General features: G+C 63.6%; 15 protein-coding genes. 1 reads left to right on the forward strand and 14 read right to left on the reverse strand.

The genetic code is table 11. The features are described 5' to 3' along the window. Positions 1-27: 27 nt before the first annotated feature. The 7 genes from lysS to ACEWQZ_RS11935 all read right to left on the reverse strand — a co-directional run bounded on the left by lysS (position 28) and on the right by ACEWQZ_RS11935 (position 7,690). Positions 28-1,557: a lysine--tRNA ligase gene (gene lysS, locus ACEWQZ_RS11905; protein ID WP_476483311.1), complete on the reverse strand. Its 1,530-nt coding sequence runs from the start codon at positions 1,555-1,557 to the stop codon at positions 28-30. 193 nt (positions 1,558-1,750) lie between these two features. Further along, a protein-coding gene (prfB, locus tag ACEWQZ_RS11910) for a peptide chain release factor 2 (RefSeq protein ID WP_476483312.1) occupies positions 1,751-2,849 on the reverse strand; the annotation gives its coding sequence in 2 pieces (ribosomal slippage) (positions 1,751-2,776 and positions 2,778-2,849; 1,098 coding nt in all). Positions 2,850-2,904: 55 nt separating this feature from the next. Beyond that, complete coding sequence (locus ACEWQZ_RS11915; RefSeq protein WP_476483313.1) at positions 2,905-4,008, reverse strand: protein-glutamate methylesterase/protein-glutamine glutaminase; 1,104 nt, start codon at positions 4,006-4,008, stop codon at positions 2,905-2,907. Then, complete coding sequence (locus ACEWQZ_RS11920) at positions 4,005-4,541, reverse strand: chemotaxis protein CheD (RefSeq protein ID WP_476483314.1); 537 nt, start codon at positions 4,539-4,541, stop codon at positions 4,005-4,007. Before ACEWQZ_RS11920 ends, ACEWQZ_RS11915 begins: the two co-directional genes overlap by 4 nt. Continuing rightward, entirely contained in the window at positions 4,538-5,401 is an 864-nt protein-coding gene (locus tag ACEWQZ_RS11925; RefSeq protein WP_476483315.1) for a CheR family methyltransferase, read from the reverse strand. The genes ACEWQZ_RS11920 and ACEWQZ_RS11925 overlap by 4 nt, the downstream gene beginning before the upstream one ends. Before the next feature lie 43 nt (positions 5,402-5,444). Beyond that, on the reverse strand, positions 5,445-6,005 hold the full coding sequence (locus ACEWQZ_RS11930; protein ID WP_476483316.1) for a chemotaxis protein CheW: 561 nt from the start codon (positions 6,003-6,005) through the stop codon (positions 5,445-5,447). Between the two features lie 20 nt (positions 6,006-6,025). After that, positions 6,026-7,690, reverse strand: coding sequence for a methyl-accepting chemotaxis protein (locus tag ACEWQZ_RS11935; protein ID WP_476483317.1), 1,665 nt, complete (start codon positions 7,688-7,690; stop codon positions 6,026-6,028). A gap of 411 nt (positions 7,691-8,101) precedes the next feature. On the opposite strand from ACEWQZ_RS11935, the gene ACEWQZ_RS11940 reads away from it, so the two are divergent. Then, positions 8,102-9,928, forward strand: coding sequence for a putative bifunctional diguanylate cyclase/phosphodiesterase (locus ACEWQZ_RS11940; RefSeq protein WP_476483318.1), 1,827 nt, complete (start codon positions 8,102-8,104; stop codon positions 9,926-9,928). Positions 9,929-9,951: 23 nt separating this feature from the next. Here ACEWQZ_RS11940 and ACEWQZ_RS11945 read toward each other — a convergent pair whose 3' ends face one another. From ACEWQZ_RS11945 to ACEWQZ_RS11975, 7 genes are read right to left on the reverse strand one after another with little or no spacing between them, the layout of a single operon-like run. Continuing rightward, positions 9,952-10,200 carry a hypothetical protein gene (locus ACEWQZ_RS11945; protein ID WP_476483319.1) on the reverse strand — a complete coding sequence of 83 codons (249 nt, stop codon included), beginning with the start codon at positions 10,198-10,200 and terminating at the stop codon, positions 9,952-9,954. Continuing rightward, positions 10,193-10,705 carry a chemotaxis protein CheW gene (locus ACEWQZ_RS11950; RefSeq protein ID WP_476483320.1) on the reverse strand — a complete coding sequence of 171 codons (513 nt, stop codon included), beginning with the start codon at positions 10,703-10,705 and terminating at the stop codon, positions 10,193-10,195. The genes ACEWQZ_RS11945 and ACEWQZ_RS11950 overlap by 8 nt, the downstream gene beginning before the upstream one ends. Positions 10,706-10,745: 40 nt before the next feature. Next, complete coding sequence (locus ACEWQZ_RS11955; protein WP_476483321.1) at positions 10,746-11,444, reverse strand: hypothetical protein; 699 nt, start codon at positions 11,442-11,444, stop codon at positions 10,746-10,748. Then, positions 11,441-12,241: a ParA family protein gene (locus tag ACEWQZ_RS11960; RefSeq protein WP_476483322.1), complete on the reverse strand. Its 801-nt coding sequence runs from the start codon at positions 12,239-12,241 to the stop codon at positions 11,441-11,443. The genes ACEWQZ_RS11955 and ACEWQZ_RS11960 overlap by 4 nt, the downstream gene beginning before the upstream one ends. Continuing rightward, positions 12,238-13,149 carry a flagellar motor protein MotD gene (gene motD / locus ACEWQZ_RS11965; RefSeq protein ID WP_476483323.1) on the reverse strand — a complete coding sequence of 304 codons (912 nt, stop codon included), beginning with the start codon at positions 13,147-13,149 and terminating at the stop codon, positions 12,238-12,240. Before motD ends, ACEWQZ_RS11960 begins: the two co-directional genes overlap by 4 nt. Before the next feature lie 10 nt (positions 13,150-13,159). Next, positions 13,160-13,900: a flagellar motor protein gene (locus ACEWQZ_RS11970; RefSeq protein ID WP_476483324.1), complete on the reverse strand. Its 741-nt coding sequence runs from the start codon at positions 13,898-13,900 to the stop codon at positions 13,160-13,162. Continuing rightward, on the reverse strand, positions 13,901-15,997 hold the full coding sequence (locus tag ACEWQZ_RS11975) for a chemotaxis protein CheA (protein WP_476483325.1): 2,097 nt from the start codon (positions 15,995-15,997) through the stop codon (positions 13,901-13,903). It abuts the gene before it with no gap. Positions 15,998-16,004: the final 7 nt, after the last annotated feature.

The following is a 16,004-nucleotide window of genomic DNA, read 5'->3' on the forward strand; positions in this document are numbered from 1 at the left end:
TGCCGCGTTTGGCCCGCCAGGGCCGGCTCAGGCTTCCGGCCGCAGGTAGGGAAACAGCAGCACGTCACGGATCGAGGGCGAGTCGGTCAGCAGCATCACCAGGCGGTCGATGCCGATGCCCTCGCCGGCCGCCGGCGGCATGCCGTATTCCAGCGCCCGGATGTAGTCGTGATCAAAGTGCATCGCCTCGGCATCGCCGGCGTCACGCGCGGCAACCTGGGCGTGAAAGCGCTCGGCCTGGTCTTCGGGATCATTGAGTTCCGAAAACCCGTTGGCAATCTCGCGCCCGGCAATGACCAGCTCGAAGCGATCGGCAAAATCGGGGTCGGCGTCGTTGCGCCGCGACAGCGGCGACACCTCGATCGGGTACTGGGTCACGAAGGTCGGCTGAATCAGCGTGTGCTCGACACGGTGCTCGAACAGCTCCATCAGCAGGCGCCCCCAGCCCCAGCCGTCTTCGACGTGCAGGCCGTGTTTACGGCACACGGCGCGCAGTGCGCCGGCGTTCTTGACATCGGCCGCCGAAATCTCGTCATAGTGTTCGATCACGGCATCGGCGACCGTGATGCGCTCGAAGTCTCCGCTGAAGTCGATCTTTTGGCCCTGGTATTCAATCTGGCCGTCGACCGCACCCGGCAGCGCCGCCACAAGCTCGTTGAACAACTCCTGAGTCAGCCGGATCATGTCGTTGTAATCGGCGTGCGCCCAGTAGAACTCGAGCATGGTGAACTCGGGATTGTGCCGGGTTGAAACGCCTTCGTTACGGAAGTTGCGGTTGATTTCGTAGACCTTTTCCAGCCCGCCCACGAGCAGACGCTTGAGGTGCAGCTCCGGGGCGACGCGCAGGTACAGGTCGATATCGAGCGCGTTGTGGTGAGTGACGAACGGCCGCGCGGTGGCACCGCCGGGGATGTGATGCATCATCGGCGTTTCGACCTCGAGGAAACCGTGGTCGTCAAAAAAATGGCGAATGGCGCGAATGATCAGGGTTCGGCGCACGAAAGTCTCGCGCACCTCGGGATTGACGATGAGGTCGACATAACGCTGGCGGTAGCGCATTTCCTGATCGGTCAGGCCGTGCCACTTCTCCGGCAGCGGCCTGAGTGATTTGGTCAGCAGCCGGAGCTGATCGGCGTGAATGGAAAGCTCGCCGGTTTTCGTGCGCATCATGCGCCCGCTCACACCAACGATATCGCCAATATCCCACTGCTTGAACGCCTGATACACGCCTTCGGGCAGATCGTCACGGCGCAGGTACAGCTGAATGCGCGCACCCGAGGCATCCTGGATATGGGTAAAGCTGGCCTTGCCCATGATCCGACGCGAGACGATGCGCCCGGCCAGGCTGAAGCGCTCGTCGTTTTTTTCGAGCGCGGCCTGATCCCACTGCGCCTCATCGGCAAAGCGCTCAAGCAGCGAGGCCGCGTCGGCATTGGCGCGAAAATCATTGGGATATGCCTCGCCAGTTTCGCGCAACGCATGGAGCTTCTCGCGTCGCTCGGCAATCAGCCGGTTCTCGTCCATTTCCGGCGTGCTTTCTTGTTCCTTGTCAATCATCTGTACTCGCTCAAAAATAAATTGTCCACAGATGAACACAGATACACTCAGATTGGAAGGACATCCATTCCGTGGATCCCGCTACACCGAGTCAAGCTTTCAGGGGCTCGATTGCGACCAATCAACCGTGCTCTTCCTTTCTTCCCTTTCGCTATTGCATTTCTTTATCTGTGTTGATCTGCGGCACAGGATTTCATTCCAGCCCCGCCTGCAGTGACGCGGCAGCGAATTCATCGAGGTCGCCGTCGAGCACTTTCTGGGTGTCGGAGCGCTCGATGCTGGTGCGCAGGTCCTTGATGCGGGACTGATCCAGCACGTAGTTGCGGATCTGGCTGCCCCAGCCGATGTCGGACTTTTCTTCTTCCGTTGCCTGTGCCTGATCGCGCTGTTTCTGCAGCTCCATTTCGTAGATCTTGGCGCGCAGCTGCTTCATGGCCTGGTCGCGGTTCTTGTGCTGCGAACGATCGTTCTGACACTGGACGACAATCCCGCTGGGCTCGTGGGTAATGCGCACCGCCGACTCGGTCCGGTTGACGTGCTGGCCGCCGGCACCGGAGGCGCGGTAGACATCCACCCGCAGATCCGACGGATCGATATCGACTTCGATGGAGTCGTCGATCTCGGGCGAGACGAACACACTGGCAAACGAGGTATGGCGCCGATGACCCGAGTCGAAGGGCGATTTGCGTACCAGCCGGTGCACGCCGGTTTCGGTCCGGCACCAGCCAAAAGCATAGTCGCCTTCCACGCGCACGGTCGCGCTCTTGATGCCCGCCACATCGCCGCCGGAGACCTCGATCAGCTCGGTTTTCCAGCCGCGGTGCTCGGCCCACTTGAGATACATGCGCAGCAGTATTCCCGCCCAATCCTGCGCCTCGGTGCCCCCGGAGCCGGCCTGAATATCGATAAAGCAGGGTCGGTCATCCATTTCGCCGGAGAACATGCGGCGAAACTCCAGCTCGGCGACCTGCCTTTCCATGGTCTGCAGATCTTCGGCCACGCTCTCGAGCGTGTCCTGATCATTCTCTTCGAGCGCCAACTCCAGCAGCTCTGCGGCGTCGCTGATCCCTTCGATGACGCTGCGCTGCGCGCTCACCGAGCGGTCAAGATCCGAGAACTCCTTGTTCAGCTTCTGGGCATGGTCGGGATCATCCCATACGGAAGGCTGCTCGAGCTCGCGGGTAACCTCTTCCAGCTTTTCTCTCTGGCCATCGTAGTCAAAGATACCCCCTCAGCGCCTCGATACGGCACTCCAGGTCGTCCAGCAGGGTCTTGATTGCGGTCAGTTCCATCGACTCCGATACTCCAAATGCAAATCGAAGCGGCCATTCTAACGGCCCGGCGGCTTCAGGAGTGAGCCACGGCCACTTTGCGCATGATTTCGGCCGCCATCTGATCGAGCGCAAGCACGCGCGAGGCCGCGCCCATTTCAATGGCCGCGCGCGGCATGCCGAAGACGATACAACTTTCCTCGTCCTGAGCCACCGTGTGCGCACCGACCTTTGCCATCGCCAGCAGGCCGCGGGCGCCATCGTCGCCCATGCCGGTGAGAATGAAGCCGGCGGCATTGCGCCCGGCGTAGCGGGCCACCGAGTTGAACAGCACGTCCACCGACGGGCGATGACGGTTGACCGGCTCGCTGTCATTGAGTCGAACATGATAGTGCGCGCCGCGCCGGACGAGCTCCATGTGTCGTCCTCCCGGCGCAATCAGTGCGCGGCCGGCGACCACGCGGTCATCGTGTCGCGCCTCGCGAACCTCGATGCGGCAGATCGAATCGAGCCGCTGGGCGAACATCGCGGTGAACTTCTCGGGCATGTGCTGCACGATCACGATTCCCGGCGTGACGGCCGGCAATGCGGTCAGCACGCGCTCCAGCGCCTGGGTGCCACCGGTGGAGGTGCCGATCGCCACCACCTGTTGGGTGGTCTGGCTGAGCGCTGCCGGTCGGCCCGGGTCGGACAGCGCGGACGACGAGTCCGTCTTCTCCGGCAGGCCTCGCCCGAGGTTCTTCAGGCGCGCCTGGGCCGCGGCCTTGACTGCGGCGACGACATCGTTGGCGCCGCCGTCGAAGAACTCACTCAAACCACTGGCGGGCTTGGCAATGATGCTGACCGCACCGGCACTGAGCGCCTGCATCGTGGTTTCCGCCCCCTGTACCGTCAAGGTTGAGCAGATCACCACCGGCGTGGGCCTGGCCTTCATGAGCTTGCGCAGAAATGTCAGCCCGTCCATGCGTGGCATCTCGATATCGAGCACGATCACGTCCGGCCATTCCTTTTGCATCTTGCGCAACGCGAAAATCGGGTCGTGCGCCGTGGCAATCACTTCGATGCCGTCATCAGCCGATAGCACATCGCTCACGAGCCTGCGCACCAGCGCGGAGTCGTCCACCACCATGGCCTTGATGGGGCCGCCGGCAGCCGGCCGGTCACCGTTGTGGAGAGTCATTTTCGGTTGTCCCCCAAAGTGAGTGATGCGGCCCTGCGGCCGCCGTACTGTACCCAGACAAAACCGCTGGACAGATCGAAATGAACCTTGCGATAGCGCGAGCCGCCAACATCGGCCGCCTTGATGGCAAAACCACTGTGCTCAAGCAGCCGTCGCCCTTCGGCGGCATTGACCCGGGCGACGTTGATCGAGCCCAGCCGCTCCTGAATGCCATCGAACATGTTGCCGCCACCAAACAGCTTGGCTTCGAATTCCCCGGGGCGGCAGCCGTTGGCTTTCGCCTGGCTGAGAAAATAGCTCACCGCATCGGTCGCGTAATAGCCCGCGGGATGGCGGCGGGCGCGCTCGTATTGACTGCGTTCGGTCAGCAGGTAGTGGCACATGCCGCCGATCCGGCGACGCGGATGCCAGAGCGTGATGGCAATGCACGATCCCAGCAGCGTGCGAATGATGGCCGGCTCGCGCGTGAAGTGCAGCTCGCCGGGCTTGAGCGTGACCTGCTCGGCAGCATCCTCCTGCAGCGGCGGCCTCATGGCGGACCCGCGCGACGATAGACCGAGGGCATGACCGTCTCGAGCCCCGACACCAGGCCGCTGAGGCTTTCGGCGTGGCCGACCATCAGCCAGCCGCCCGGACGCAGCTGGCGCACGACGTTGCGCGCCACCTGCCGTTTGACCTCCGGATCGAAATAGATCAACACGTTGCGCAGCATGATCAGGTCGAACGTTCCCGGCGCAGACTGGTCATCGAGCAGATTGCCGACCGCAAACCGGGTCCGGCGGCGGATTTCGGAATCGATCAGGAAATTACCGGCCTGTGAGCCCACGCCCTTGAGGCAGCAGGCCTTGAGATAACGCCCGGGTATGCGCTCAGCGCGCGCCATCGGGTAAATGCCACGCCGCGCCGACTCGATGACGCGCGTGCTGATATCGGTACCGTGGATTTCCCACTCGCAGCTGCCGTGAACAGCCAGCAGCATGCCCAGGGTATAGGCCTCTTCGCCGCTGGAACACGCCGCACTCCACAAACGCACCCGCTGGCCGCGCCAGGAAGGAATGATCCGATCCCGGATGAGATCGAAATGCCGGGGTTCACGAAAGAAATAGGTTTCGTTGGTGGTCAGCAGGTCAATGGCCAGCTGGCGCTCGGCGCGCGCCGCCGGGTCGGCCGAAGGGCGGCTGAGCCAGTCGAAATACTCGCTGAAACTCCGGTGACCGAGCTCGCGCAGCCGCCGGCTCAGGCGTCCGACCACCAGCGCTTGCTTGCCCGGCGAAAGATGAATGCCGGCCGCCTCGCGCATCAGCTTGCGAAACAGATCGAACTCCGCTTCGCTGATGGGCGGCGCGCCGAACCCCGCGGGGACGGCCAGCCCTGTCGACCCTTGCGCTCTCACTGTCCCATCCGCATGTCTGTCGGTTGACAACCATTGATGTCCATCAGCGCCCGGGCACAGCATCACCGGCGCGCATTTCCTCACCGATCTCCCGTGCCCTGCTGACCTGACTGAGCTCATCCATCGACAGCACGCGATCTTCGGCCAGCAGAATCACGAACTCGTCATTGACCTTGCCCATGCCGCGCACGAAATCGGCGCCGATCCGCTTGCCGAATTCCGGCGCCGGCCGCACGCTCTGCGGCGAGATATCAACCACCTCGGAGACGCTGTCGACCAGCACACCAATGTCCTGGCACAAAGTGTCGGAGCGGATCTCGATCACGACAACGCAGCTCAGCCGCGTGACCCCGGTCGCCGGCAAACCGAATCGGCAGGCCAGGTTGACGACCGGAACGACTTCGCCGCGCAGCCCGATCACGCCCTCGATGAAATCAGGCATCATCGGAACGCGCGTTGGCCGTTTGTACTCCAGAATCTCGCGCACGTTGAGAATGCCGAAGGCATACATCTCATCGCCCAGGCGAAACGTCAGGTACTGATTCTGCTCCTGAGCCCCCTGACCGCCCTGTCCGGTTGCAACCAGTGCGGAACTTGCAGACATATCGCTCACCACAGGTCGGTTCAAAAGCGCACGAACTCGGCTTCGTCATCCGGGGCTGCCGCCATCGCGACGGCCGGGTCGAAAGCCTGCTGATCGCTCGCGCGCGCGGACTCCATCGCCGCAGGCCCGCCCCGGCTCGACGCCGCCGGCGGCAGGTCCTGGTGCTGGAGCTCTGCGGTTCGGGCCCCGTTGACGCTGAAATAGGCCATCAGCTGCTGGAGTTGCTGGGCCTGGCTGCTCATCTCCTCCGACGTCGAAGCCAGCTCCTCGGATGACGACGCCGATTGCTGCGTCGTGGCGTTGAGCTGTTCCATGGCATCGGTGATCTGCGATGCCCCGGCGGCCTGCTCGGAACTCGCCGCCGAGATTTCCTGCACCAGCTCGGCGGTTTTCTGAATCGAGGGCACCATGGCCTCGAGCAGCTGACCTGCCTGCTCGGCCAGACCCACCGAACCCTGCGCGACCTCGCCGATTTCCTGTGCCGCCACCTGACTGCGCTCGGCCAGCTTGCGCACCTCGGCGGCGACCACGGCAAAACCCTTGCCGTGTTCACCGGCGCGCGCCGCCTCGATGGCGGCGTTGAGCGCCAACAGGTTGGTCTGGTAGGCAATCTCGTCGATGATGGAGATCTTCTCGGCGATCTCCTTCATTGCCTCGACGGTTTTACCAACGGCCTCACCGCCTTCGGCTGCCTCGGCCGCGGCCTTGGAAGACATTTCATTGGTTATGCGGGCATTTTCGTTGTTCTGCTCGATCGAAGCCGACATCTGTTCGACCGACGAGGTGGTCTGTTCCACATTCGAGGCCTGTTCGCTCGAGCCCTGGCTCAGGCTCTGAGCGGTGGCGGAAACCTCCTCGGAGGCCGAAGCCAGAGACCCGGAAGCGCCGTTGACCTCGGTGACGATCTGCGACAGCTTGCCGGCCATTCGCTGCATCGCCCGGAGCAGCTGTCCGATCTCATCGTTGCTTTCGGTTTCAATGGAGTGAACCAGATCACCGTCGGCCAGGCGGTCAGCGGTATCGATCGCCGTCTGCAGCTGATGGGTAATTCGCCGAATCAGCCAGAAGGCCTGCAGCAACGCCAGGATGAAGGCGATGACAATCGCGGCGATGACCAGGTTGCGAATCCACCCGTAACGCGCCTGCACGTCCTCGACCACGCTCTCGGCCATGTCGATCTGCAGATCGACCATTGCCTCGAGCTCCTGCAGCGCCGGCTCGAACAGCGGCCTGAGCTGCATCAGGAACATCATCTCTGCGGTCGCCGCGTCATCATCGTCGAGCACCGCCAGAACGTCACCCAGGCCCTCGGCCAGGGCCTCCCGACTGGCAGCGAAGGCGTCTGCAGTTTGCGTCTCTTCCGCGGTCAGATCCCGCTCCATGAAGCGATCCCAGGCCGCGTCGATCCGCTCCATGTTCTGACGAATGGCGGCCACCTGATCGCGTACGAACCCGGCGTCCGGCGTGAGCAGTGCCTCGGAAATGCGCATGCGATTTTCAACCAGCCGCGTGCGCATCTGGCTGAGTTGCTGGGTCGGAACGGTGTTTTCCCTGTAAACCACTTCGAGCTGGCCGTCAATCCAGCTCATGCTGCCCAGACCGATGGCGGCCCCGAGCAACAGCATCGTCAAAAGCATGCCGACCAGCAGCATCAGCTTGAGTTTGATCGTCAGATTCCTGAACATGGAGCCCTTCCTTGATTCTCGATGGTGTCCTGCCCGAAAGCCCTGTGCGGCCAGACGGCAGTACAGGGCCCTGATCGGGCGCCGCCGGCGGCGGCCTTCCAGTCTTGATAGCGGCCGCCGGCGCCTGAGCTTTAACCGCCGGCGGCCACTGGCAAACCCACCTGCAAGGATCGCGCCAGGCCAGCACGGACAGCGCTGTAGAGGTGATGCACATCACGCTTTCCGGCAGACGCCATGATGGCCGCCGCAAGCCGGCAACAAGCGCCGCCGATATCGCTAAAGTTTCTCCGTGGCCTGCCGCTGTGCCTTGAAAGCGGGCACTGCATTCGCGCCAGGGCCAGCCTCGGGCGCGGACGCCCAGGCCACGCATGAGGTCAGAGCACGGCAAACGATACCGATTCGGGGGTAAGGATGAGCGCCAAAGCAAACAGGCAACCGGGCACACAGGTTCTGCTGGTATCACCCGACGCCAACGCCGGCGCACCCTTTGAAGACTGTATCGACCCCAGCGGGCGCAGGCTGGCGATAACCTCCTTCGACCACGCCATCGACGCGCTGCGCCACGTCGAATCGCAGGCCGATGAACTGCGCCGCAAGACCTGCGTTTGCGTGTTTGACCTGGCCACACCCGATCTGCCGGCACAGGTGTTTGCCGAAAACCTGCATGCGCTGCCGGCCGGCGCGGCCATTCCCCTGCTGCTGCTGCTCGACGAAGCCCGGCTCGACGAAGCCCGGCTGGATGCCGCAGCCGACGTGATCATCAAGCCGCTGCGGCCGCGCGAACTGTGCATGCGGCTGCGCACCGCTGCGCGTCTGCAGCGTCTGGGACGCTCCCGGAAAAAGCTCGAACGTCATCTCGAGCTGGCTCGGACCGAACATCGCATCACCAACGCCCGGCTCAAGTATCGGACCCATCACGACGAACTGACCGGCCTGTTCAACCGCCCCTATCTCGAGCAGCAGCTCAAGGCCATTCAACCCGACCAGGGCGGAGAGACCGCGCTGCTCTACATCGATATCGGCCGCTTCAAGATCGTCAATACCTACGAGGGCCATCAGGCCGGTGACCGACTGCTCAATCGCATTGCGCGCGTCATTCGCGAAGTTGCCAACAGCCAGGATGTGGTCGCGCGCTCCGGCTCCGACGAGTTTGCCGTTCTGCTTCGCGACTGCAGCCAGGCACAGGCGATCGACACCGGCGAAAAACTGCGCAAGCGGCTGACCGAGGCCCGCTTTCTGGATACCGCGCACTTCTACCCGCTCACGGCCAGTATCGGCATTGCCATGCTGTCGCCGGCGCACGATACCCTTCCCGACGAAGCCCTGACTCACGCCTACCAGGCCTGCTTCGTGGCCAAGAGCCAGCACGGCAACGCCGTGCATGTCTATAACGAGCAGGATCGTGCGCTGGTCAGCGAGCGGCGCGCACTGCACTGGGTACCGATGATTCGCGAAGCGCTCAGCGAAGAACGCTTCCGGCTGGTCTTCCAGCCGGTGCTCGACATCCGCACCGGGCGCATTGAACAATATGAAGTGCTGCTGCGCATGCTCGGCGAAGACGGCCGCCTGATGGCGCCGGCGGAGTTCATTACCGTGGCTGAGGAAACCGGCCTGATTCACGACATCGACCGCTGGGTGGTCTCGCAGGCGCTGCAGGTGCTGGCGGGCTCGAGCGAGCCGATTCGCCTCAACGTCAACCTCTCGGGCAAGGCATTCAACGACGCCAGCCTGGTTCCCTTCTTCAAGCGCAAGCTCGAACAGATCAAGGGCGACCCCTCGAGAATCACCTTTGAAATCACCGAGACCGCTGCCATCGGCAATCTGGAAGAGACGCGCAAGATGGTGCAGCAACTGCGCGACCTGGGCTGTCGCTTCGCGCTCGACGACTTCGGCGCCGGCTTCAACAGCTACGCTCACCTCAAGCAGTTTCCGGTCGACACCGTCAAGATCGACGGCAGCTTCATCGCCAACCTGACCAATGACCATATCGACCGCAAGCTGGTGCGCTCCATGGCTGACATCTCACGACGGCTGGGCAAGAACACGGTGGCCGAGTTCGTCGAAGATCTGGAAACGCTCAGGCTGCTCGAAGAGCTTGGCGTGGATTCTGCTCAGGGATTCTTCATCGGCCGCCCGGACCCGACCATGCCCTCGATCAGGCAGTGGGCAGCCAACGAGCCGGAGCACGACCCGGCAGCCGTGATTGCCATGCCAACGGCCGAAGAGTCGTCTTATTGAGCCGGCGCCAACCCCGGTTAATCTTACCCGGGGTCGGCAGGCGCGGCGTATTCATCCACCTGCCCGCCCTTGCGGCCACCGGTGGGGGCATCATCATCGGTTTGCGGTGGTTCCGGCGGCTGACGGTCATCGCGCTCATCCACTTCGGATTGACTGCCGGTTTCATTGTCGTGCCGGTCGTCATCCTGATGCTCCCCGCCCGGCGGCTGCTGTCGCCGCTTGACCGGGCGGGCGGGATGCAGCGGCTGCAGCCGTCGCAGTCGCTCAACCACGGCGCGCACCGGAGACACCGTCCTTCAGGCCCACCACACTGGCGGCATCGAGCAGCACCAGCATGCCGTCTTGATGAGACAGCACGCCGTTGACGTGGCGCGCGTCGGTGGCGGAGTCATTGGTATGCATCGACTCGATCCGGCGCGGGTCCACATCGATGACCTCGGATACCTCATCCACCAGCAAACCGATCGATTGTCCGTCGACATCCATCACCAGAATCCAGTCGCTGTCACGCATCTCGCGCAGCGGCAGCGCCAACCGCTGGCGAGTGTCCACAACCGTGATGATCGAACCGCGCACGTTGATGATGCCCAGCACATGCCGTGGCGCCCCCGGCACCGGCGTGATTTCAGTGGCGCAGATGATCTCGCGTATCTGCAGCACGTTGAGACCGTATTGCTGTTGTCCCAGCGAGAACTGCAGCCACTCGTCCCAGTGGGCACGATCCGTTCCCGCGCCCTCGGTCTGTGCCGCCCGCAATTGTTCGATATTGATGCTCATGATGTTTCCATCTCCTGTTGCTGCAGTCGCCGCGCCGTTCTCAAAGCGCCATGCGGCCGATCTCGTCGAGATCGAGCAGCGCACAGCCGCGGGCCGAATGCGTACCCGCCAGCCAGGGGCGCCGGCCGGACGTGCTGCGCCAGTGAACCTGATCCAGGGCAATGGGCTCGCGCACGCCCGGACCATGAGCCGCCAGTGCCCAGTTGCCGCTGTCGAGCACGATCAGATGCGTGACCCGATCGTCGGGAAAACCGCGGTCATGCTGATCAAGAATCAAAGCGGCGGTATCGACCACGATCAGCGGCCCAGAGGGCGTTTCGGCGATCCGGCGCCAGTCATGCCCCAGCGGTGGGGTCATGATCTCGGGCACCGCGATTTCACTTTCAAAACGCGCCTGCGGAATGGCCAGCGTCAGTCCGGCCACCTCGAAAAGATAAAAGGTGCGTCCGTCGTCCAGCCCCGCCAGATCATCGTCCGGCTCATCGAGCGCATCCAGCGCGTCGTGACCGCCGTTCTCCGCTGGCGCGGGCCGGGCCTTCTCCGGCCGGGCCGCACCCGGACCCGATGCCTGCGAACCCCGCGCTCCGGGCGTCGGCGAATCCGACCGTTCTGCGGCGGCCGGCGCGTCGGAATCGTCCTGCCCGCCACGCTCGCGCACCTGCCCGAACAACTGATCGAGATAGTCCTGCACCGCCTGCGAGGAGGCGACCAGATGACGCCTGGAACCGCGGTCGCTCATCCCGTCCTCCGCATTCCGACGCCGTCATCGGCGCGCGCATCCAGCCGCTCGATATAGCGCAACAGCCGCCGAAACGCCTGTGCACCGCGACTGTTCGCATCCATCTGCGGCAGTGGCACGCCGGCCTTGCTGGCCTCGCGAAACTGGGTATCGACCGGAATGGCTTCGCCCCACAGATGGCTTGCATATTCCTCGCGCAGCTGGCGCAGCACCTGAATGGACGCGCGCGTGCGCCGATCAAAAATGGTGGGAACGACAATGTGCGGCAGCGGCTCAGGGCGTGCCTTGTTGACCATTTTCAGCGTGCGCTGCATTCGATCGAGGCCATTGAGCGCGAGATATTCCGTTTGCGTCGGCACGATCACCAGACCCGCAGCCGCCAGGGCGTTGATCATCAGCACGCCCAGCGTCGGCGGACAATCGAGCAGCACGTAGTCAAAACGATCGCGCAGCCCCTTCAGTGCCGTGGCCAGTACCAGCCCCTGCCCCTGGCGGGTACCCAGCTGGCGGTCGAGCGTCGCCATGGCAGGAGCGGCCGGCAACAGGCTGAGCCCCTGCTGCGAAGTCTCGAGGATCAGGCGCTCAACGGCGGGGCTGTCGTCGCCGGAAAACAGATCATAGATGCTCCATTCCAGGGCCTCGGGGTCAAAACCGAAGTACCCGGTCAGCGAGGCATGCGGATCCAGATCGGCGACCAGTACCGAATGCCCGGCCTTGATCAGCCAGCCGGCCAGGCTGACCGTCGTTGTCGTCTTGCCCACGCCGCCTTTCTGGTTGGCGATTGCCCAGGTTTTCATAATGCACTCTCCGCGCCGGAACTTTCGGCGCCCTGGTCTTGCGATTGCGTCGGCTCGCCTGAATCACTGTCCTGGGCGAACTGCTCCGGGAGCTGATCGTCGGCGAGAACCACGATCACGACCCGGCGGTTTCGGTTGCGGCCCTCTTCGGTGGCGTTGTCGCCGGCCGGACGATGCTCACCCAGGCCGATGGCCGCCAGGCGGATCGGCTCGATGCCGGTACTCTGCAGCAGTCGAACCACGCTGGCTGCGCGCGCCGCTGACAACTCCCAGTTGGAGGGAAACCGACTGGTCTTGATCGGCACGTTGTCGGTATGTCCTTCCACACGAACCGGATTGGAAAAAGGCTCGAGAATACCGCCCAGGCGCCGTAGCGTCGGCCGGGCCGATTCGGAAATCTGTGCAACACCGGTCGGAAACAGGATGTCGGTCTTGACCTCCACTTCGAGCCAGAAAGGCGTCTGACGAACGCGCACCAGATCCATCTCGATCAGGTCGCTGAGCGCCTGGCGTATCTCGTCGGCCATCACGTTCAGGCGCGCCTCGAGCTCGCGCGCACGGGTATCCAGCTCAGAGGCCGTGGTTGGCGCATTGGGCTGTGTCTGCATCGACTCCATGGGCATCTGCAGGATGCCGGGGTCGGTGATACTGCGCGGCTCGACGTTCAGGCGCCCCTCGCCGGCAGTGGTGGCCTTGTTTTCACCCAGCTGAATCGGCTTCATGCTCTTGGGCGCCCCGCTGAAGGCGGCCACCAGCGACTCGGAAAGCACCCGATACTTGCCTTCGTTGACCGAGGAAATGGCATACATCACAACGAAAAAAGCCAGCAGCAGCGTCATCAGGTCGGCATAGGGAATCGCCCAGGCTTCGTGATTGAGGTGGTCTTCCTTCCTGTTCTTGCGCGCCATGCCTCCCCCCTTACTGGACAAAGCCCTTGAGCTTGGTCTCGATATTGCGCGGGTTCTCCCCTTCGGCAATAGAAATCACGCCTTCGACGATCATCTCACGCAGCTGCGTCTGGCGGCCGATCAGGCCCTTGAGCTTGCCGGCCACCGGCAGGAAGAACAGATTGGCCGAGCCGATGCCGTAAATGGTGGCCACAAACGCCACGGCAATGCCCGAACCCAGCTTGGAAGGATCGGCAAGGTTCTGCATGACTGCAATCAGCCCCATGACCGCGCCAATGATGCCGAGCGTGGGCGCATAGATGCCCATTGCCTCGAAGACCCTGGCGGCGCGGGTGTCGGCGTCTTCCCGGGTGCCGATATCGACATCCATGATGCTGCGGATCGTTTCCGGTTCGCTGCCGTCAACCACCAGCTGCAGCGCCTTGCTGACAAAAGGATCGGTCTCCAGCTCGACGCTGGGCTCGAGCCCGAGCAGCCCTTCCTTGCGAGCGGTCTGGCTCCACTCGAGAATCTTTTCCAGCATCGGTTCGGACTCGACCGACGGCGGGCGCAGCACCCAGACAACGATGCCGAGCGCGCGCTTCATCACGTCCATCGGTGTCTGCAGCAGGGTGGCGGCAACGGTGCCGACAATCACGATCACGAAAGCCGCGGCCGACCACAGCGCCGCCAGCCCGCTGCCCTTGAGGATCGAACCTCCAACAATTGCCACCAGCGCCAGAAACAGACCGATTGCACTGAGAATATCCATTCAGGCCTCCCCGGGGGCAAAGCGCTTCATCAAGCCGTTGATGTCGATGATCAGGGCAATATGGCCATCGCCGGTAATGGTGGCACCGGCAAAGCCCGGCAGCCCGTGCAGCAGCGCGCCAAGCGGCTTGATGACAACCTCTTCCTGGCCCAGCACCTCGTCGGTGACATAGCCGATCTTGTCGCTGCCGACCTGCAGCACCACCACGTAACCGCGCTCGCTCGCCGGGCCGTCGGCCAGCTCCATGAAATCACCAAGAAAAACCAGCGGCAGCGGCTTGCCGCGCACCATGATGACATCGCGCCCTTCGACCTGACGCACCGCCCCGGGATCGAGAAAGAACACCTCGACCACATGCGACAGGGGAAAAGCGAAGCGACGCTGGCGCAGCCGCACCATCAGCGCCGGCAGAATGGCCAGAGTCAGCGGCACCTGAACCTTGAAGGTGGAACCCTTTCCACGCTCGGACTCGATCTCGACGTTGCCGTTGAGTTCACTGATGCGGGTCTTGACCACGTCCATGCCGACGCCACGGCCGGAAATATTGGAGACTTCCTCGCGGCTGGACAGCCCCGGCAACATCATCAGATCGAGACACTCGCGACGGTTCAGCCTTGCGGCCGCCTCGGCGGTGATCAAGCCACGGCTGACGGCCTTGTCGCGCAGCCCCTCGGCGTCGATGCCCGCGCCATCGTCACTGATGCGAATGACAATGTGATCGCCCTCCTGTTCGGCACTGAGCTCGACCCGACCGGTGCGCGGCTTGCCGGCAGCCGCGCGAACCTCCGGCGTTTCGATGCCGTGATCCATGGCGTTGCGCACCAGATGGACCAGCGGATCGGCGAGCGCTTCCACCAGATTCTTGTCCAGATCGGTATCCTCGCCGTGCAGGGTCAGCTCGATTTCCTTGTCGAGCGACCGGGCCATATCCCGCGCCAGGCGCGGAAAGCGCGAAAACACCTTGCGAATCGGCTGCATGCGCGTTTGCATCACCCCCATCTGCAGATCGGAGGTCACCAGATCGAGGTTGGCCACCGTGCTCTGCAGTTCTTCATGCTTGAGCTGCTCGCCCAGATTGCTGAGCCGGTTGCGCACCAGCACCAGCTCACCGACCAGGTTCATGACGCGATCCAGCCGGGCGACATCCACCCGAACGGTCGACTCCACCGGCGCAGGCGCGGCCGACCGGGCAGGCGCAGCCTCGGCCGGCGGCGCCGATCGCTGCGCCGTTGGGGCCGCTGCCGGTGGGCTTGCCGAGTCTTCCGCAGCGCTCGCAGGCTCGGGCGATTCGGCGCCCTGCGCCTGCGGCATACTCGCCGCCGAGTCGGTGCCGCCAGACTCGCGGGCCACCTGATCGAGAATCGCCTCGAACTCCTCTTCGGTGATTTCATCAGACCCGTCAGCATCCTCGGGCGCGCTGCCGAGCTCCACCTCGCCGGTATCGGCTGCATCATCGCCGCCGGGGGCGGCTTCACCGTGCAGCTCGTCGAGCAGGGCTTCGAATTCCTCGTCGGTGATATCGTCGCTCGGCGACGCGTCCGCGCTCGACTGTGCCGATTCCGGCAAGCCCGCAGCCGTCTCGCCCTGCGCCGCCGGAGGCGGTTCGGCGGCCGCGCCTGCCTGGGCCAGCATGGCCTCGAACTCATCGTCGGTGATGTCGCCGCTGCGATCATCCTGCGCGCGGGGCGCTGTTGTTGCAGTGGCTGCTTTTTCGTGCACGAACCCGCGCAGCTGATCAAGCAGTGCGGGCGGCGCCGGGGCCGGTTCCTGACCGTCGCGCATGGCCGCCAGCATGGCCACCACCTCATCGAGCGAGTGCAGCACCGAATCCATGATCTCGGTGCGCATTTCCAGCTCCTGACGTCTGAGCGCATCGAACACTTCCTCGGCACAATGACACAGGGTCACCAGTGGTTCGATATCGAGAAAGCCGGCACCCCCCTTGACGGTATGAAAGGCGCGAAAAACGGTATCGAGCAGCGCCTTGTCGCGCGGCCGCCGCTCCAGTTCGACGAGCTGCTCACCCAACTGCTCGACCAGTTCCCCGGCCTCGTTGAGATAGTCGTCGCGAATACTGTCGTCGATCTGAAAGCTCATGATCTCA

It is taken from the genome of Wenzhouxiangella sp. YN1, from assembly GCF_056324145.1.